15 protein-coding genes are annotated in these 20,070 nt (G+C 42.0%); 1 reads left to right on the plus strand and 14 read right to left on the minus strand.

The features are described 5' to 3' along the window. Window positions 1-164 precede the first annotated feature (164 nt). From uvrC to zapA, 12 genes are all read right to left on the minus strand, one after another. Window positions 165-1,958, minus strand: a complete 1,794-nt coding sequence (gene uvrC, locus N8M93_RS15050) for an excinuclease ABC subunit UvrC (RefSeq protein ID WP_261133169.1) — start codon at window positions 1,956-1,958, stop codon at window positions 165-167. A 282-nt stretch (window positions 1,959-2,240) separates the two neighbouring features. Beyond that, the gene (trxA, locus tag N8M93_RS15055; protein WP_221566336.1) at window positions 2,241-2,555 is read right to left on the minus strand and encodes a thioredoxin; all 315 of its coding nucleotides are present in this window, start codon (window positions 2,553-2,555) and stop codon (window positions 2,241-2,243) included. A 378-nt stretch (window positions 2,556-2,933) separates the two neighbouring features. Then, on the minus strand, window positions 2,934-3,905 hold the full coding sequence (locus N8M93_RS15060; protein ID WP_261133171.1) for an electron transfer flavoprotein subunit alpha/FixB family protein: 972 nt from the start codon (window positions 3,903-3,905) through the stop codon (window positions 2,934-2,936). Between the two features lie 15 nt (window positions 3,906-3,920). Continuing rightward, entirely contained in the window at window positions 3,921-4,691 is a 771-nt protein-coding gene (locus N8M93_RS15065) for an electron transfer flavoprotein subunit beta/FixA family protein (protein ID WP_261133172.1), read from the minus strand. Window positions 4,692-4,710: 19 nt separating this feature from the next. Beyond that, window positions 4,711-5,484, minus strand: a complete 774-nt coding sequence (locus N8M93_RS15070) for an enoyl-CoA hydratase (RefSeq protein ID WP_261133174.1) — start codon at window positions 5,482-5,484, stop codon at window positions 4,711-4,713. A 13-nt stretch (window positions 5,485-5,497) separates the two neighbouring features. Further along, window positions 5,498-6,094: a TetR/AcrR family transcriptional regulator gene (locus N8M93_RS15075; RefSeq protein ID WP_261133176.1), complete on the minus strand. Its 597-nt coding sequence runs from the start codon at window positions 6,092-6,094 to the stop codon at window positions 5,498-5,500. Between the two features lie 487 nt (window positions 6,095-6,581). Further along, on the minus strand, window positions 6,582-8,270 hold the full coding sequence (locus tag N8M93_RS15080; RefSeq protein ID WP_314728290.1) for an AMP-binding protein: 1,689 nt from the start codon (window positions 8,268-8,270) through the stop codon (window positions 6,582-6,584). 479 nt (window positions 8,271-8,749) lie between these two features. Then, on the minus strand, window positions 8,750-9,157 hold the full coding sequence (locus N8M93_RS15085) for a DUF350 domain-containing protein (RefSeq protein WP_261133178.1): 408 nt from the start codon (window positions 9,155-9,157) through the stop codon (window positions 8,750-8,752). A gap of 15 nt (window positions 9,158-9,172) precedes the next feature. Next, entirely contained in the window at window positions 9,173-11,530 is a 2,358-nt protein-coding gene (locus tag N8M93_RS15090; protein ID WP_261133180.1) for an endonuclease MutS2, read from the minus strand. Between the two features lie 25 nt (window positions 11,531-11,555). Next, window positions 11,556-13,268: a DNA polymerase/3'-5' exonuclease PolX gene (polX, locus tag N8M93_RS15095; RefSeq protein WP_261133182.1), complete on the minus strand. Its 1,713-nt coding sequence runs from the start codon at window positions 13,266-13,268 to the stop codon at window positions 11,556-11,558. Window positions 13,269-13,355: 87 nt separating this feature from the next. Then, window positions 13,356-13,904, minus strand: a complete 549-nt coding sequence (locus N8M93_RS15100; RefSeq protein WP_221566344.1) for a CvpA family protein — start codon at window positions 13,902-13,904, stop codon at window positions 13,356-13,358. 3 nt (window positions 13,905-13,907) lie between these two features. Further along, window positions 13,908-14,153, minus strand: coding sequence for a cell division protein ZapA (gene zapA / locus N8M93_RS15105; protein ID WP_221566345.1), 246 nt, complete (start codon window positions 14,151-14,153; stop codon window positions 13,908-13,910). A 656-nt stretch (window positions 14,154-14,809) separates the two neighbouring features. Between zapA and rnhC the strand changes: the two genes are divergently transcribed. Beyond that, window positions 14,810-15,757, plus strand: coding sequence for a ribonuclease HIII (rnhC, locus tag N8M93_RS15110; RefSeq protein ID WP_261133185.1), 948 nt, complete (start codon window positions 14,810-14,812; stop codon window positions 15,755-15,757). A 454-nt stretch (window positions 15,758-16,211) separates the two neighbouring features. Here the strand turns inward: rnhC and pheT are convergent, their stop codons facing one another. After that, window positions 16,212-18,644 (minus strand): phenylalanine--tRNA ligase subunit beta, encoded by a 2,433-nt coding sequence (pheT, locus tag N8M93_RS15115; protein WP_261133187.1) that lies wholly within the window; start codon window positions 18,642-18,644, stop codon window positions 16,212-16,214. A gap of 185 nt (window positions 18,645-18,829) precedes the next feature. Next, the gene (gene pheS / locus N8M93_RS15120) at window positions 18,830-19,864 is read right to left on the minus strand and encodes a phenylalanine--tRNA ligase subunit alpha (protein ID WP_261133189.1); all 1,035 of its coding nucleotides are present in this window, start codon (window positions 19,862-19,864) and stop codon (window positions 18,830-18,832) included. Between the last annotated feature and the right edge of the window lie 206 nt (window positions 19,865-20,070).

Raw genomic sequence — 20,070 nt, forward strand, 5'->3', positions numbered from 1 at the left:
GGGAAATAAAATGTTGTATCGGAGTGGCTGACACTTTTTATTTTGGATAGCCTCATCTTTTTGTTTTTTTCCGAATTGCGGATTCTTGTAATCAGTAGAGCAAATTTGTGGCAATAGTTGTTAAAATCACAACATTTACTTACCCCCTCACTCCACCAATAAAATTAATCATCTGTCTTCCTCGATTGCTCAGTAAAATAAGAAACAATCGTTTCGGCCACGGATGCAGGGATTTTCGCTTCTTTCAACTCATCTGCAGAAGCTTGCTTGATCTTTTTAAAGGAACCAAAGTGTTTCAATAAAGCTTTACGTCGCTTTTCTCCGATTCCCGGGATCTTGTCTAAGCTTGACTGAACCATCCCTTTTTCCCGAATTTGGCGATGGAACGTAATTGCAAAGCGGTGGACCTCATCTTGAATCCGTTGCAGCAGATAGAATTCTTGACTGTTTCTAGCAAGTGGAACCACCTGTGGGGGATCACCAATCATCAATTGTGCTGTATTATGCTTATCATCTTTTACAAGTCCACAAACCGGTATTGATAAACCTAATTCATTCTCAAGGACATCGATTGCCGCACTGATCTGACCTTTTCCTCCGTCGATGATTATAAGATCCGGGAGAGGTAAATCTTCCTTTAGAACCCGTGAATATCTTCTTCTTGTTACTTCTTTCATGGATGCATAATCATCTGGACCTTCAACGGTTTTGATTTTATACTTCCGATATTGCTTTTTATTCGGTTTTCCGTCTGTAAAAACAACCATAGCAGAAACAGGATTTGTTCCTTGGATATTGGAGTTATCGAACGCTTCAATCACATGCGGGGTTGCTATTCCTAGATGTTTCCCTAGCTCTTCAACTGCTCTGATCGACCGTTCTTCATCCCTTTCGATCAATTCGAACTTTTCACTCAATGCAATCTGGGCATTTTTCGTTGCAAGATTCACCAGATCCTTCTTTTTACCACGCTGAGGTTGGGAAACCGGAATATCTAAAAGTTCTTCTAATAAATGATGTTCCACATGTTTCGGAACGAAAATCTCTTTCGGGATGATGTGGTTCTTTTGCAAATAAAACTGTCCTACAAAAGATAAAAATTCTTCTTCAGAATCTCCATAAACCGGAAATAGGGAGACGTCACGTTCAATCAACTTCCCCTGACGTACGAAGAATACCTGGATACACATCCAGCCTTTATCAACATGATATCCGAAAACATCCCTGTCCTTTTGATCGGTATGCACCATTTTCTGTTGTTCCATTACCGACTCGATATGCCGTATTTGGTCCCTAAGTTCTTTCGCTCGCTCAAACTCAAGCTTTTCAGCAGCTTCTTCCATCTTTCTTTGGAGATCTCGTTTCACTTCTTTATGCCCACCGTTAAGAAAGCGGTAAATCCCTTCGACCATTTCACGGTTTTGCTTTTCTGTTACATCATACACACACGGGGCAAGACATTGACCCATGTGATAATACAGACAGACACGATCCGGCAGCGTCTTGCATTTTCTCAACGGATAAATCCGATCAAGGAGCTTTTTCGTCTCATTTGCTGCATACGCATTCGGATAGGGGCCGAAATATCTTCCTGTTCCTTTTTTTACTTTTCGAGTTGTGATCAATCTAGGTTGTTTTTCATTGGTCACTTTGATGTATGGGTAGCTCTTATCATCCTTCAACATAACATTGTAGCGCGGGTCATGTTTTTTGATCAGATTCATCTCAAGAACAAGCGCCTCTAAATCGGAGGTAGTGACGATATATTCAAAATCATGGATCTCCAGAACAAGTCGTTGTGTTTTGCCATCATGGGAACCAGAGAAATAAGACCGGACTCGGTTGCGGAGATTCTTTGCTTTTCCTACATATATGATCGTGCCGTTCCGATCCTTCATCAAATAACAACCAGGTTGATCCGGAAGGACTGATAGCTTTTGTTTCAATTTTTGAAGCATATTTCAAACCTCCTTAAGGAGCAACATTTTTTCTTTATGTATAGCAGTTTTATAAAAATTTTGTTCTTCATGGAATGGAGTAATGCCGAAAATTTTTGGCTGTGGCATATACGAGAATCCTAAGGATCGCCAGCGGAAAGGGAGTTAATTCCGTAGAAATCCGCAATATGATAATTATAAATTGATTGTATCATCATCGAACATTTAATGGAAAAAAGTCACTCTCGGAGCGTGAAAAAGAGGCTGACCCGTTAAGGAATCAGCCCCTGTTGATTACAAGTTTTATTGGTGCTTATTGATAAGGTCGACTAGTGCTTCTTTTGGTTGGAAACCGACAACTTGATCGACGACTTCACCATTTTTGAAAAGCATCAATGTCGGGATACTCATTACACCGAACTTTCCTGCCGTTTCCTGGTTTTCATCTACATCAAGTTTAACGATTTTAACACTATCGCTCATTTCACTATCAATCTCTTCCAATACTGGTGCAATCATTTTACAAGGTCCGCACCAAGGTGCCCAAAAGTCAGCTAATACAAGACCTTCACTTGTTTCTGAAGTAAAGTTTTGGTCAGTTGCTTTCACGATTGCCATATTCATGCCTCCTCATCATTTCGCTTACAATGCAAAGTATATCACCTTACAAAAAAACTTCCTAATAATTTGTTTTCACTTGTAGCATACCCGATTTTTCAAAACTCACACACTATTTTCGCTAGCAAATCCAGCCTGTTGGCTAAGGATCTGTTCATGTTTATTGCGATCCGCAAGCCTACTGGCTAAGGGGTAACGTAAGGCTCGGTTTATCCACTGAAAATCAACAAAGTCCTTTTACAAAACATTTGTAAATAGGATTGACTCATCTGGTGCCGCTCCTTCTATCGTATACTAATACAAGTATTGATGTGAGAAGTGAGGACTCCGGATGAGTCATTGTTAAGATTCTTGTATTCTTTTATAATGTAGCCCTTATTACACGAGTACTTTCTTGAATTCTTCTGTCAGTTTTGGCACTACTTCGAAAAGGTCCCCAACAATCCCATAGTCAGCTACATTGAAGATATTCGCTTCTGGATCTTTGTTTATAGCTACGATGATCTTTGAGTTGGACATACCAGCCAAGTGCTGAATCGCTCCGGAAATACCACAAGCGATATAAAGATCCGGTGTAACGACTTTACCAGTCTGGCCAATTTGAAGACCGTAGTCGCAATACTCAGCGTCACATGCACCACGGGATGCACCGACTGCTGCCCCAAGAACTTCTGCAAGTTCTTCCAATGGTCCAAAACCGTCTGCAGATTTCACTCCACGACCACCAGCAACGATGACTTTCGCTTCGGAAAGGTCGACACCATCTGTGGTCTTCTTAACGATTTCTTTGACAATCGTACGTAGATCCTTGATTGTCACATCCACGTTTGTCACGTCTCCTGAGCGGCTTTCATCTTTATCAAGTGCTGCAATATTGTTTGGACGGATTGTGACAAACAATACACCATCCGTGATGATTTTCTTCTCAAACGCTTTTCCAGAGTAGATCGGACGTGTATAAATTAGGTTTCCACCTGTATTTTCGATTCCAGTGATATCTGAAACAAGTCCAGATTCAAGTTTAGCTGCAAGGCGCGGAGATAGATCTTTCCCCATTGCCGTATGACCGAAAACGATTCCTTCAGGGTTCTCCTGCTCAATCACCTGCACAAGTGCTTGAGAGTAACCGTCAGTTGTATATGCTTTCAATTTTTCGTCTTCCACTACCAACACACGGTCTGCACCATAATGGATCAGGCTGTTAGCTAAACCGCTGACTGATTCTCCGCATAGGACGCCGACGATTTCTCCGCCTTCAGAAATCTCTTTCGCTGCTGCGATCGCTTCATATGATACGTTTCTTAGTTCTCCGTCTCTGACTTCTCCTAAAACTAATACTTTTTTAGCCATGGTTCCTCTCCCCTTCTATATCACTTTTGCTTCAGATCGTAACAATGACACAAGCTCTTTCACTTGATCGTCTACTTCCCCTTCAAGGACTTTTCCAGCTTGTTTTTCAGGCGGCAAGTAAACCTCCAGTGTTCTTGTCTTCCCTTCAACATCATCCTCATCTAAATCTAGATCATCCAGCTCAAGCTCTTCAAGAGGCTTTTTCTTTGCTTTCATGATCCCTGGGAGTGATGGATAACGAGGCTCATTCAATCCTTGTTGAGCAGTGACGAGAACTGGCAAAGACGTTTCAATCACTTCTACGTCTCCTTCTACATCACGCTCAATCGTTGCAGTCGTACCATCAACTTCTAGTTTTGTAATCGTCGTGACATGCGGGATATCCAATAACTCCGCCAAACGTGGACCGACTTGTCCAGATGCACCGTCAATCGCGACATTACCACCTAGGATGATATCCACTTCTTTATTTTCGAAATACGCGGCAAGGATTTTTGCAGTTGAATATTGATCCCCATCTTCTACATCTTCATCATCGATCAATACAGCTTTATCAGCACCCATCGCTAGAGCTGTACGGAGTTGTTTATCGCTTTCTTCTTCTCCTACAGTAACGACAGTGACTTCTCCACCATGTTCATCACGCAATTTGATTGCTTCTTCTACGGCATATTCATCATACGGATTAATGATGAATTCAACACCATCTTCACTGATCTTACCGTTTTCAATCGCAATCTTTTCTTCCGTATCGAATGTACGTTTTAAAATCACATAAATGTTCATTTACTTTTCCCCTCCAGTATTAACGGTCTTTAAATTCTGGTTTGCGTTTTTCTATAAAAGCTTGAATACCCTCTTGTCCATCATGAGAAGCAAATGCTTTTCCGAAGAATTCAGTTTCTTTTTTTGCGCCTGCTTCGTATTCACCTTTTCTCGCATAATCTACGAGTTTCAATGCTAAATCCACTACAATAGCGCTTTTCCCTGCAGCTTTTCCAGCTATCTCATAGGCTTTATCCAAGATATCATCATCTGAAACCACGTGATTCGCAAGACCCAATCGATGTGCTTCGGTACCGGAGATCGGTTCGCTTGTCAAAAGCATTTCTGTCGCCTTTGCTGCTCCGACATAATGTGGAAGTCGTTGAGATCCAGCAAATCCTGGCACCAAGCCAAGTTGTAGTTCCGGCAATCCTAATTTTGTATTTTCTGTCACAATACGCATGTGGCATGACATCGCCAGTTCAAGGCCGCCCCCAAGTGCTGCACCGTGTACAGCAGCTATGACAGGTTTCGAAAATTGTTCGATCCGATCAAACACCTGTTGTCCGAAAGCACCGAGTTCAGAGAATCCATCCGCATCTTTAACGGTCGTAAATTCCTTAATATCTGCACCAGCTGAAAAGAATCTTCCTTCCCCGCGGATGACGATCGCTTTCACATCTGTATCCGCTTCCAATTCATCAAAAACGGAATCCAGTTCTTTGATCATCGGAGAACAAAGTGCATTAGCGGGTGCGTGTTGCAATAAAATCGTGCAAATGTGGTCTTCCTTCGAATAGGATAAATACTCCAAAATCTCTCCTCCTCTAACTTGATCTATAACGAAAGCCATTAATCAATAATTCGTGGACTGGTTTTGCAAGCGCTGTCAAATCAAACCGATGATCATTCATTACCCAGCTGGTAGTCGTTTCATCTATGGTACCGAAAATCATCTGCCTGACAATCCGGATATCAAGGTCAGGATGGAAAACCTTCTCCTCGATTCCTTCATAGATGAGTGAATCGACAAGTTCAAGGTACCTTTTGAGTACTTCACCGATTTTAGCCCGAAGCTCTCGATTCGTCTGACGGAGCTCCAACTGGGTGACGATTGCAAGTTCATGGTCCACAGATAGCTGCTTGAAGTGCATTTCAATCAACGTTAACAGCTTATCTTCTACAGAATGCTTTTGTTCAATTTCATCTATTGTCGTATCGATAAAACGCCCCATCTTTTCACGAAACAAAGAGATGAGTAGATCCTCTTTGTTTTTGAAATAAAGATAAATGGTTCCATCGGCCACACCAGCTTCACGTGCGATCTTTGAAATCTGCGATTGGTGATAGCCATGTTTTGCTATGACCGTTACAGCTGCATCAATTATCTTTTCATACTTTGGCCCTTTTCGTTTTACGGTCATATGTTTTACCTCCACATAAAGAAAACGTGGCAAAAGCCGAGCCAAAGGTGACGGCTGAGCCATAGTTGCCCTTATACTTGAAGAACGCAAGATACTTCTTCAAGCGATCAAAAAATGAATGAACATTCACTCGGGTTAATTGTACTGTAGTTGAAGGTAAAAAGTCAATGAATCTTTCGTATTTTTCAGAATTTTACGCATCCATTCTCAAGTATACATTTAAGTGTTGAGAATGGCAAAAATTTTCCGTCGCCGAAGTAAAAAGTTTAAGCTTTTAAGCACGTTTATAGATGATCGAGCTGATTTCCTTAATATTTTCCATCAAAAAAACTGTACAGACCGAAGTATACAATTTCAAACAGTCAAATGGATCATTATCTCTACAACTCAGGACGAAACGCTACAATTTTGAAATTACCTCTACAACTTCAAAATTATCTCCATACATAAAAAAGACCCCACTGGAGTGAGGCCCTTCGACGTATCTTCATGCATTCTGTTTTTGCTTCATTTTTTCTTTTTCTTCTTCCACTAGTACTCTGCGAAGTACTTTCCCAACCATTGTCTTCGGAAGTTCTTTTCTGAATTCGTAAAGGCGCGGTACTTTAAAAGAAGCCAGGTGTTTTCTGCAATGTTCATCCAGTTCTTCCTCGGTACAAGTTGCGTTATCCTTCAAAACCACGAAAGCCTTCACCGTTTCTCCACGGTATGGATCCGGCACCCCTATGACGGTAGTTTCCAATACTTTAGGATGTTCAAAAAGGATCTCTTCAATTTCACGAGGGTAAATATTAAAACCACCTGCGATGATCATATCCTTTTTCCGATCAACGATATAAAAGTATCCGTTCTCATCCATGTACCCCATATCACCAGTCAGAAGCCAGCCTTCATGGAAGGTCGAAGATGTCTCTTCCGGATGGTTCCAGTAGCCTTTCATCACTTGCGGACCTTTGATCATCAGCTCGCCTACTTCATTCACCTCGGCAATCGTACCCGATTCCGCTGACAAAATCGCAGCTTCGGTATTCGGCCACGGTACGCCGATACTACCTTTCATACGTTTGTCATAAAGGAAGTTCGCATGGGTGACCGGTGAAGCTTCTGTTAATCCGTATCCTTCTACAAGATTTCCTCCGGTGAGGGACTCGAACTTCTCTTGAACCTCTACAGGCAGTGGTGCTGATCCACTGATACAACTTGCAATTGAGGACAAATCAAAAGACTTGATATTCGGATCATTCAATAATGCGATGTACATCGTCGGTGCACCCGGAAACATCGTCGGCTTATGCTTTCCAATCGCTTTCAATACTTGTTTCGGATCAAACCTAGGGAGAATGATCATTTCTGACAAGTACATGATCGAAAAGTTCATTACACAAGTCATTCCATAAACATGGAAAAACGGTAGTGCACCAAGAATTTTCTCTTCACCATAGTTAGCCTTATACATCCACGTTCGACATTGTATCGTGTTCGCGACGAGATTGTAATGTGTCAGCATGACACCCTTTGCAGGTCCAGTTGTTCCCCCTGTATACTGCAACAGTGCAAGATCTTCTATCGGATCGATGTTAAGCTCGATCGTTTGTGCTGAGGCTTCATCAAGCAGCTTTTTGAAAGCATGGACTTTATCATTGTATGTTACATTGACAACGATATTGGTCTGCCTCTTTTGCACGAATGGATAGATGAGATTCTTCGGAAACGGAAGGTAATCTTTCACACCTGTCACTATTACATTTGTCAATTCTGTACGGCTTTTGACCGCCTCGACTCTCGGAAACAACAGATCCAAACAGATGATCATTTTAGCTCCAGAGTCGACCAATTGATGTTCCAGTTCCCGCTCCGTATACAGGGGATTCGTCTGCACGACTATTCCGCCTGCCATTAAGATGCCATAATAACTGATGACTGCTTGCGGGCAATTCGGCAGCATGATCGCTACCCTGTCACCTTTCCGTATGCCGAGTGAACGTAATTGGTTTGCCATTTTCAGAGAACTTTCATACACTTCTCCATACATCATCCTTTTGCCTAAAAACTCCAACGCAGGTTTTTCTGGATGCTTGCTTGCGGCATCCTCCAGATAAAATTGCAACGGCTTCTCGTCAATTTCGACTTCATGAGGGATTTCTTCGGGATATTGCTGTAACCATTTTTTCTCCACCTTAATCTCCTCCTTTTATACCGCTCCTTTCCATTAAAAACTCACTCTCTACCACCATTATAATGAAAACGGATTCAATTTTACATATATTTAGAATATTTTTTCACTTAAACAATTTTCCAATTCGTTGATTTACAGCGGTTATCAACCATTCCCCCTGTTTTAAACATATGAAAAATGTCGATGAAAAAGACCTTGCAGGGCATAAATACCCGGGAAGGTCTTCTCAGAAAATATAAATAGTATTTTGTAATGTTTCTTCGTGCGATGTGACGCTGCCGAAGCTTTCCTTGTCCTGCGGGATAAGCGTGACAGGTGAAACCATTCAATGTCGCAAGGGGACGAGTGGGCTCACCGCACGTCAAGAGCAACTACGTTTGCGAAAACAGCTTTAAAATAAGAGGTAAATAACTCCTGCCAGAATAAACAACCCACAACAAACCAGCAGGATCTTCCACAATGTTTCCATATGTTTTCACCTATCCAATTCCACTGCCAATTACAAATGATAACCCAATCGAGATAATCATTGAGATCATACCGACAGCTCTATTATCCTTTTGAATTTCTTCATCAATACGGAAACGGGGCGTCAGAAATTCGAACATGAAATAACCGATCAACATCAATAGGAACCCATACGCGCCCCAGACCATCATATCGATGATCGTATCGTTATGCGCAATCGAGTAACGGAAAATGTTAGCTATTCCGAATATTTTTCCACCAGTCGCCATTGCGACTGAAAGATTCCCTTTACTGATTTCTTCCCAATTTTTATACTTTGTGACAATTTCAAAAACAGCCAAGAAAACAACTAGACTTAAAACGACAACACTATAGTTTGCTACGGTTTCAATGTAAGGATTCGTCAACCAACTGCTCATTTCCGCCCCCGCTTTCTATTTCAAACCAACTATCGTCACACCGCTTCCGCCTTCACCTGCTGAACCAAGCCGAGTTGATTTTACATTTGGATGCTCCTTCAATAAAGATTGGACACCCTTTCGAAGAGCGCCTGTCCCTTTCCCGTGTATGATGGATACTTGTGGATATCCAGCTAATAGGGATTCATCTAAAAATTTATCAACAGCGCGTAAGGCATTTTCATAACGCTCGCCTCTCAAGTCAAGTTCCGGCTTTGTGACAGATGACCCTTCAACTTTAACGAATGGTTTCGGTTCACGTTTCTTTTCGGCCTTGATCGGTTCAAGCTCATTCGCCTTAACCGTCATCTTCATGATTCCGATTTGGACTTGATATTCATTTGAGCCAACTTTTTCTACGATGTGCCCCTTTTGGTTTACAGTCAATACTTTCACTTCTTGTCCTGGTTTCAGGTTTTCTGGTGCTTTGTTCGTTTGTTTCACTTTCTTTTTCAATTTCGAATCAAAATCCGGAGTTGCCTCATCCAGACGTTTTTGCGCTTCAATCAGCTTGTGCTCTTTAACATTCCCATATTCTTTTTGATACGTGCGAAGCTCTTTAAGTATAGCATCGGCTTCTTTTCGTGCCTTTTCAACTGATTGTTGCGCCTCTTTTTCAGCCTTTTCATAGAGCTTTTCTTTAAACTGTTCGAATTCAAGCAATTTTTTCTCTAAATCATGTTTTAATACTTCGGCTTCTTCATGAAGTTCTGTTGCTTCAGATCGTTCACGTTCCGCTTTTTTCTGAGCATCTTCCAACGATGCAATCATAACATCGATCTTGTTGTTATCTGCACTGATATGAGCTCGTGCATTCTCGATGATCTTCTCATTCAATCCGATGCGTTTTGAAATTTCAAAAGCATTACTTCGTCCAGGCACCCCGATCAATAAACGATACGTAGGTCGTAATGTTTCTACATCAAATTCCACACTCGCATTCATGACACCTGTCCGATTGTAGGCGTAAGCCTTCAATTCACTATAGTGGGTCGTCGCTACAACCTTTGCCCCACGTTCATTTACGTAATCGAGAATTGAAATCGCTAGTGCAGCACCCTCTGTTGGATCCGTTCCTGCACCTAATTCATCAAAAAGAACCAACGATTTGAAGTTGACTTTATCCAAAATGTTCACGATGTTGGTCATATGTGAAGAAAACGTACTTAAATTCTGTTCAATGGATTGTTCGTCTCCGATATCGGCATAGATTGTCTCGAACACCGTTACCTCGGACTCCTCTTCGGCAGGGATCTGTAATCCCGACTGAGCCAACAAAGACAATAGACCAATCGTCTTCAGAGTGACCGTTTTCCCTCCCGTATTCGGTCCAGTAATGACAAGGGAATTGTAATCTCCTCCTAACTCGACATTGATCGGTACGACTTCCTCAGCTGGAATCAATGGGTGCCGTGCACGCTTCAAATGGATATATTCTTTGTCATTCAATATCGGTTTTGTCGCTTTGATTGAATGACCGTAACGGGCTTTCGTAAAAATGAAATCAATTTCAGCGAGGACTTTGACATTATGGCTGAGAAAGCTTGAAACTTCAGCCACAAGCTCTGTCAAGGCTTTCAATATCCGTTGGATCTCTTGATTTTCTTTACTTTTAGCCTCTTTCAACTGGTTATTGATCGTCACAACAGCCTGCGGTTCAATGAACAATGTAGCACCCGAGGCTGATTGGTCGTGGACCATTCCGCCGAAAGCAGAACGATACTCCTGTTTAACCGGAATGACATAACGTTCGTTACGTATGGTGACAATAGCATCGGAAAGCATCTTTTGAGATTTTGAGGAGCGTATGATCGCTTCGAGCTTTTCACGTATACGAGACTCATAGCTTCTCAACTGCTGGCGGATCGTTCTCAATGCTGGACTTGCAGAATCCATCACATGACCTTGATCGTCGATACAGTCTTTTATTTTAGTTTCGATTTCCATCAATGGATCGATCTGCTCCACAAGATCTTCGAGGATCGGGAGCTCAATTTCATCTTCAAGCATACTTTCTATAAATCTTTTGAACCTTCTCCCCCCATAAATTGTAGTTGCAATATCAACCAATTCCTCGGGATTGAGGATTCCTCCGATTTCACTTCTTTTGAGAGAGGCTCGTATGTCACGAATCCCTCCTAATGGAACATGTCCTTTCAAGCGAAGGACTTGAACACCTTCATCTGTGCTGCTCTGTTGATGGACAACATTTTCGAAATCCGTCCAAGGAACCAAATCATTGATCTTTTCTTTTCCTAATGAGGAGGAGACGTGCTCGAGTAGCTGTTCTTTGATTTTGTTATATTCTAAAACTCTTAAAATTCGTTCGTTCACTTGTAAGCCCCCTGTTAACATTCACTTACTTATGCCTGTCTAAGAAAGTTTTGAATTCTTCCAAACTGTAAGCGTTCAGGACATTTTCTTTTTTCAACAACGCCTGTTGACCGACACATACCCCGATCTCCATATGATCCAAGGTATCCCTGACGTGGGCATCGGTATTGATTGACAGCTTAACCCCATTCTCCTGAGCTTTTTCAAGCCATCTCGGAGCCAGGTCCAACCTGTTTGGATTCGCATTCAATTCCAGCGCAGTATTTGTTTCAGCAGCCATATGAATCAAACGGTCGAAATCCACAGGATATCCATTTCGCCGTCCAATGATCCTTCCAGTTGGATGTGCAATAAGATCCACATGAGGATTATTGAATGCCGTTTCCAAACGTTTCATAATTTTTTCTTCATTTTGTGAGAAGGATGAATGGATCGACGCAATGACAAAATCCAACTCTGCTAATAGAGAGTCGTCATAATCCAATGATCCATCCGGTAATATATCCATCTCAATGCCGGAAAATATCGTGATATCATCCCATTTCTCATTTACTCTTCGGATTTCTTCTTGTTGTTCTTTGATCCGTTCCGGTGTCAGACCATTAGCGACACGTAAATATTGAGAATGGTCTGTGATGACGATATGGCTGTATCCTCTATGTCTAGCTGCTTCAGCCATCTCTTCAATGGAATTTGCACCATCACTCCACGTCGTATGCATATGGAGATCACTCTTAATATCTTCTAGTTTCAGATAATCGACTTTGTTTTTAAAAAGTTCAAGTTCGTTTTTTCCTTGCCGGACTTGAGGAGGTATGAATTCCAATCCGAAGTGGTTGAAAAATGCTTCTTCGGTTTCAAAAGTCTTGATCTCCCCTGTTTCAGAATCCTCAACACCATATTCACTTATTTTTTCAGAGCGTTCCTTCGCAAGCTGTCTCATCTTTACATTGTGTTCTTTCGAGCCTGTAAAATGATGCAGTGTTGATGCAAATTCTTCAGGTTTTACCAGACGGAAATCGACCGAAATATCATAATCATAGGTGACGACTACTGATACCTTCGTCGTCCCAGAAGCGATGACCTCCGTTACGTTTTCAAGCTTTTCGAGCTGTGGAGCGACTTTCTCAGCAACTTGGGTACCGATGATTAAATCGATATCCTTGATCGTTTCACTATAACGGCGTACACTTCCTGCCCTGGAATAACGCTCAACACCATCCAGCAATTCAAGTTGTTCTTCAATTCGGTCCGCAATCGGCAACATCATCGCGATTGGAAGACGTTCAGGACGCTTGCCGAAGTCTTCGATAGCTGCAAGGATCTTCTCTTCTGTTTTCTTACCGAACCCTTGCATTGATTGTACTTTATTTTGTTCACAAACTTCTTTCAATGATCGGATGTCTGTTACGCCAAGCTCATTATAAAGCTTTGCGATCTTCTTACCACCGAGCCCAGGCAGATGGATCAAACTGAGCAAACCTGCTGGCAAATCTTCTTTCAACTCTTCCAGCAACGAGGACTCTCCGGTTTCTATAATTTCTTCGATAACGGATAATGTCCCTTTCCCGATCCCTTTTATTTTTGATAGGTCGTCCATTTCAGAAATGGTCCTCGAATCACTTTCCAATGCCTGTGCAGCTCTTCGATAAGCCGAAACTTTAAAGCTGTTTTCACCTTTTATCTCAAGGTATAGAGCAATCTGCTCCAAAATCCTAATAATTTGCTTTTTGTTCATCAGATGACCCCCCTCTTTAAGAACTTGTTCAAAAGGTTGTGCATGTAGAAAAAGGGCATGACTTATAAGTGTCAGCCCCTTTGCCAGTTAGATCTTCGTATTGATTTCAGCGATCCACATGCTTTTTATTTTTTCAGAAAATACCGGTGTATGCTCTACCATCGCTTTTGCAATAACAGAATCCCCCATAGCTGACTGAACCGAGGTAAGCGGAACAAGGGCAGCAATGTATAGGAAAAGGAAGATGACCAAATACACCTCTACGAAACCTAACACGCCTCCCAACCAGCCATTGATCGTCCTCAATATAGGAAGGTCCGCCAGGAAGTCCAACATCGAACCTAAAATCTGCAAAAGGATCTTTGTAGCAAAGAACAACATCGCAAACGCAATTGCACGATAATACGCATCCTCTAAAAATCCAGCATTCATGAAAATCGCGAGGCTGCTTTCCTCTGACACAGTTGGATACGGAATCCACAGCCTCAGTTTTGGAGCTAATTCATCGAAATAAAGATAAGCGATGATAAATGCAGCAATGAACCCAGTCAAATGGACAAGCTGCAGGATCAATCCCCTTCTAAGACCGATGAAGAAACCTACCACCAATACCCCTATTAAAATCAAATCAATCATTTGTTATTCCTCTTTCTGTTTCTCTAATTGCCTGACACGTTCTTGTAATTTCAAATAATCACTCGTAATATTGACGGCTGTCAAAACAGCTAGTTGCTTTGCATCAAGATTATTGCTTTGATGTCGAATTTCTCTCATTTTCTTATCGACAATCGATGCTACTCTGTTGACATGTCCTGCATCTTCTTCTCCAACAATGGTGTATTGCTGACCATAAATATGTACAATCGTTCGATTACCGTTAGACACCCAAAAGCCTCCTAACTCGAAAATAACTAATCATTATCTTAACACGAACTACTGAGAATGGGAATAATGAGACTCCACGGTTTGACATATTATTACAAAACGATAATCCTTCCATTTCATTTTACTTAATATGTTAATGCAATTTCAACCTATTTCTATTCGCATGCCTCGACCGCCTCCGTTATAATTGTGTTAGGTCTTATCGTTAAGAGGAAATCAAGTGAACTTTACGATATTATGTCAACATGACTGGTCGCTGGATAGATATACTTCCTGCGAAAACTTACTTTCGCACATTATCCACGCTGAAACCAAGTTGCACTGACCCGTTAACGGACACAGGAGACCTTATTTGGCCAATATAATTGAAATTTACAAACTTAACGGACATCAGGGACCTTATTTCGTAAATATCATAGGAAATCAGATACTTTGTTCACAAATAACAGCTGTGGTGTCCGTTAAAGTTTCAGAAACAGCGGTTTTGTCACAAATAACGGCTCTGATGTCCGATAATTTAAATCATGGATTCATGGTCTCGCTTGGCCCGCTTTTTCCCGTAGGAGTGACGCAAATTCACTTTAATCACACATAGTAAGAAATCAACAGTATTATTTCACAAATCCTATACTAAAAGAACGAAGGTGACTGATGGAATGTCTCATGCCGTATTGAAATTGGATCAAGCACAACTCAATAAAATAAAAAATGAATATCACCCATACATACAATCGAATGTTCCTCAGGGAGGTTTATTTGTCGCAAAAGTGGAAGGTTGTACGATCACTGCTTACAAATCAGGAAAAATCCTATTCCAGGGTCCTGCTGCTGAACAAGAATCCTCGAGGTGGAGTGAAGGAGATACTGTTTTAAAAACAAAAGAGGTAAAGGGCCGGAAGAAGCATGCTTATCTGCCTCCTGAACAAGTGGGATCAATGTCCATGATCGGATCGGATGAAGTGGGCACAGGTGATTTTTTCGGACCAATCACTGTCGTAGCCGCTTTCGTTTCAATAGAACAACTTCCGCTTGTCAAGGAGTTGGGAGTAAAGGATTCAAAACTACTGAAGGATCCGCAAATCATCGAAATCGCAAAGGATCTTATTCAAAGTATCCCATACAGCCTGTTAGTGCTCGACAATCCGAAGTACAATGAACTGCAAAGTAAAGGGATGTCACAGGGTAAAATGAAAGCGAAGCTCCATCAGAAGGCGATCAGCAATGTGCTTCAAAAGGTATCAAATCCAGATAATGTTGATGGTATCTTAATCGATCAATTTTGCGAACCAGAGATTTATTTCAGACACACTAATTCACAACCTGGTAAAAAACCTCCCATCTATTTTGAAACGAAAGCAGAAGCGCTCCACCTCTCTGTAGCTGCAGCCTCAATCATCGCCCGTTATGCTTTTCTCAAAAAGATGGATGATTTATCCGATTCGGTCGGTCTTCCGCTTCCTAAAGGAGCTGGTCCACATGTCGATGAAGCTGCGGCAAAGATCATCTTCAAGCATGGCATAGATGGTTTGAAGAAGGTGAGTAAAGCACATTTCGCCAATACACACAAAGCATTGAAGCTAGCTCAACAAAAGCGTAAGGGATAACATTAAAGACTCACCGAGAAAAATTCGATTTGGAATTTTTCATTCGGTTCACAAAACATCCCTCACTATTCAGTCTTTATTAATACTAATCTCCAAAATGAAATGCTGTGTTCGCAAACTTTGTTCTCTTGAAAGTCGTTACTTTCCGCTCCAGGATGCTCGCTTTCCGCGGGGCGTGCGGTTAGCCCACTCGTCGCCTTGCGACCTCAGGAGTCTCCTTTCCAGGGAGCATTTGTGCTCCTGCGTCTACAAGAAAGTCCTGTCGAAACGAGCTTCCTCGTCGCATGCCTTGCGAGGAGATTATTCAGGTAGTAGGCACGCTGATCCCGCAGGAGTCTCGCACCTTCCTCTCCAATCCACTTGCACAAGAATGACCCAAAAGCGACAAACTTTTAGAAAAGAGATAAATGAAAAGAAGAGTAGACGCCACTCAGGTGTCTACCCTTTTCTCCTATCAGCCTCTCATTGTTGCATTGAATTTATCTTTCACGTAACTGAGGACTTTACTGTGTACGCTTTCAACATCTTCATCTGTCAGAGTTTTTTCAGGATTGTAATAGGTAAGAGAAAATGCAACTGATTTTTTCCCCTCATCCATGTGCTCCCCTTCATAGAGGTCGAAGATGGACACCTCTTTTAATAACTCCCCACCTGCGGCTCTAATACCAGATTGGACATCCCCAGCACGGACATCCTGATCAAGGATCAAAGCGATATCTCGTGAAATCGACGGATAACGTGGTAAAGCTGAATATACTACCGGCTCTACATCCGTTTCAAACACTACATCCAAATCAAGCTCGAATAGATATGTTTCTTTTACATCCCACTCTTTTTGATCAGCAGGATGCAATTGTCCGACAACCCCGATCTGTTTTCCATCAAGCAAGACGATCGCTGTACGACCAGGATGGAATCCATCCCGTTTAGCCTGTTGATATTCAATTCGTTCACTTACACCAAGCTTTTTGAACATACCGTCCAGAACACCTTTGACGACATAAAAATCAACAGGTTTCTTTTCTTGCTGCCAAGGATGCGAATGCCATAAACCGGAGAAAGCGCCAGCAAGCTTCTGATGCTCATTCGGGAGTTTTGTCAAGTTATTCTCATCTGATAAATAGGTTGATCCGACTTCAAAAATGGCCACATCGTTCAACTGACGGTTCTGGTTATATTGCACAACTTCCAATAGTTGCGGCAACATGGTACGACGTAAAACTGCCCGCTCTTCACTCATCGGCATCGATACAGAAATGTAAGCCGGATCCTCTTCTGTAGCCAAACCGTGATAAGCGTTTGCCTTCTCCTTCGTAGTAAGTGAATACGTAAGTGCTTGATAAAGTCCGACGCTTTCCAGGTAACGACGTACTTTACGTCTTTTCGTTTGAGCCGGAGTCAGACCTCCAGTTGTTGTCGCACCTTCAGGGAGTGTTGCAGGGATCTTATCATAGCCATAAATTCGTCCGATTTCCTCAATCAGATCTTCTTCCAACGTGATATCCGGACGTCTGGCTGGTACTTCGACCCTGAACTCATCCCCTTCGTTATCGTATGAAAACGCAAGTCGATCAAAGATCTCATGAATTTCACTTGTTTCTATCGATGTACCTAATACTTTATTTGCCCGTTCACCACGAACAATCACTGTTTCTGGATCGACGAATCTCGGTCCTGCTTCTACAATCCCTTGAAGAACTTCACCACCCGCAAATTCGGCCATCAATTCTGCAGCACGATTGGCTGCTTCATAGACACGGTTGCGGTCAATTCCTTTTTCAAATCGTGTAGATGATTCACTGCGCAGTCCAAGGTCTTTTGAAGATTGACGGACAATAGAAGGGTTGAAGAAAGCAGCTTCCAGTAAAATCGTCGTCGTTTCATCTGAAACCTCTGAATCTGCTCCACCCATCACACCAGCAACAGCGACTGGCTGTTTACCGTTCGTAATGACTAGATGGTGTCCCTCAAGCTTGCGATTTTCATCATCTAATGTCTTGATTTCTTCTCCTGGTGCTGATCGTCGGACAAGCACTTCCTTTGATCCAAAACGGTCATAATCAAATGCATGAAGCGGTTGGCCATATTCAAGCAGGACATAGTTTGTAATATCAACGACGTTATTGATTGGACGGATTCCAGCTGATATCAAACGGTTTTGCATCCATTCAGGTGATGGTCCGACTTTAATATTTCGGATTACTTTTGCCCCATAATATGGATTATCTTCGTAATTTTCAACCTGTACTGAAACATAATCCGATGCCGATTCACTATTTTCATTCAATGTCGGCTTTGGTAATGTCAGTTTTCTTTCAAAGACTGCTGCAGTTTCATATGCAACACCAATCATATTCAAACAATCAGCACGGTTCGGTGTAAGACCTAGTTCTAAAATATGATCGTCTAAATTCAGATAGGAGAGCGCATTCTTTCCGATCTCTGCTTCTTCCTGCATCACATAAATGCCGTCCGCAAATTCTTTAGGTACCATTTTGGCATCGACACCTAGTTCTTCTAATGAACAGATCATACCATTGGAAACTTCACCGCGAAGTTTCGCCTTTTTGATTTTGAAATTACCAGGGAGGACGGCCCCGACTGTTGCAACCGGAACATTTTGTCCAGCAGCTACATTAGGAGCCCCGCAAATGATCTGTACTGGTTCACCTTCCCCAATGTTCACTTGACACACATTCAATTTATCAGCATCAGGATGTTGTTCACACTTTTCAACATGACCGACAACCACACCAGAAATGCCTTGATTCAAAGACTCGACACCTTCCACTTCGATACCGCTTTTCGTTATACGATCAGCAAGCTCATCAGGTTGAATACCGTCGAGATCCACATATTCTTTTAACCAATTATAGGATACTAACATGAATTACACTCCCCATATTTAATGTTTATGAATGATTAAAAATTGATTTAAGCGAAATTTGTGGCACTCTGCGGGAAAAGCGATCAAGGCGAGCCCCGCAGGGACGGAGGAGCGAGGAGGTTTGCGGATCCGCCCGTGTGAGAAATATTTCGCAAAAATCAATAATTATGAATCGAACCTAAATTTCATGCTCGTTTGAATTGTTCCAGGAACCTAAGATCATTCGAATAAAAATGACGGATATCATCAATTCCGTATTTCAGCATCGCTATCCGTTCTGGTCCCATACCGAATGCGAAACCTGTGTACTCTTTTGGATCGAATCTAGCCATTTCAAGTACAGTCGGATGGACCATACCAGAACCTAGAATTTCAATCCATCCGGTTTTTTTACAGATTGAACAGCCTGATCCGTGACATTTAAAACAAGAGACATCGACTTCCACAGACGGTTCAGTGAATGGGAAAAAGCTTGGGCGCAGACGAATTTCACGGTCTTCTCCAAACAATTTCTGCGCAAATAATGTTAATGTCCCTTTCAAATCACTCATCCGGATGTTTTTATCAACTAAAAGTCCTTCTATCTGCATAAATTGGTGGGAGTGTGTCGCATCATCCGTATCACGGCGGTAGACCTTACCAGGACTGATGATTTTGACAGGACCTTTCCCTTTGTGTTTTTCCATAGTCCGCGCTTGAACCGGAGACGTCTGTGTCCGTAGTAACAAGTCTTCCGTGATGAAGAATGAGTCCTGCATATCTCTTGCAGGGTGGTTTTTCGGAAGATTCAAAGCCTCGAAGTTATAATAATCGGTTTCAACCTCAGGTCCCTCAGCGACCGAAAAACCCATTCCGATGAAAAGATCTTCAATTTCTTCGATCACTGCAGTAAGCGGATGTGCATTCCCCTGTCGAACCTGGCGGCCCGGCAATGTTACATCGATTGTCTCTTTACTCAACTGTCTATCCAATTCTTCTCTTTCCAACTTCTCTTGTTTCGCTTCTACTTTAGTCGTGATGGCCTCCCTTACTTCATTAGCCAGCTGTCCCATCTTAGGGCGTTCTTCTGCCGGGAGTTTTCCCATCCCTCTTAAGACTTCAGTAATGGGGCCTTTTTTGCCTAAATACTCAACACGAATATCCTGCAATTCTTTTAAAGAAGATGCTTGTTCAATCTTTTCTACAGCTTCCCCTTGCAGGGTCATCAAACGATCTTGCATAACTGGTTCCTCCTTTATCTTCTTACCTTGATACAAATGTTTATCTACACGATGTAGCAGCAAAACGATAATAAAGAAAATTTAGCGCAGGCAAGCCTTTTACGCCAGCTGAGCCGTTACATTTATATTGAAGAAAGTATTCATACTTCCTTTAAATGCAACAAAAAAACCTTCATCCCAGAAAGGGACGAAGGTATCGCGTTACC

The sequence above is a fragment of the Bacillus sp. Marseille-Q3570 genome (assembly GCF_946151055.1).
Classification (GTDB): domain Bacteria; phylum Bacillota; class Bacilli; order Bacillales; family Fictibacillaceae; genus Pseudalkalibacillus.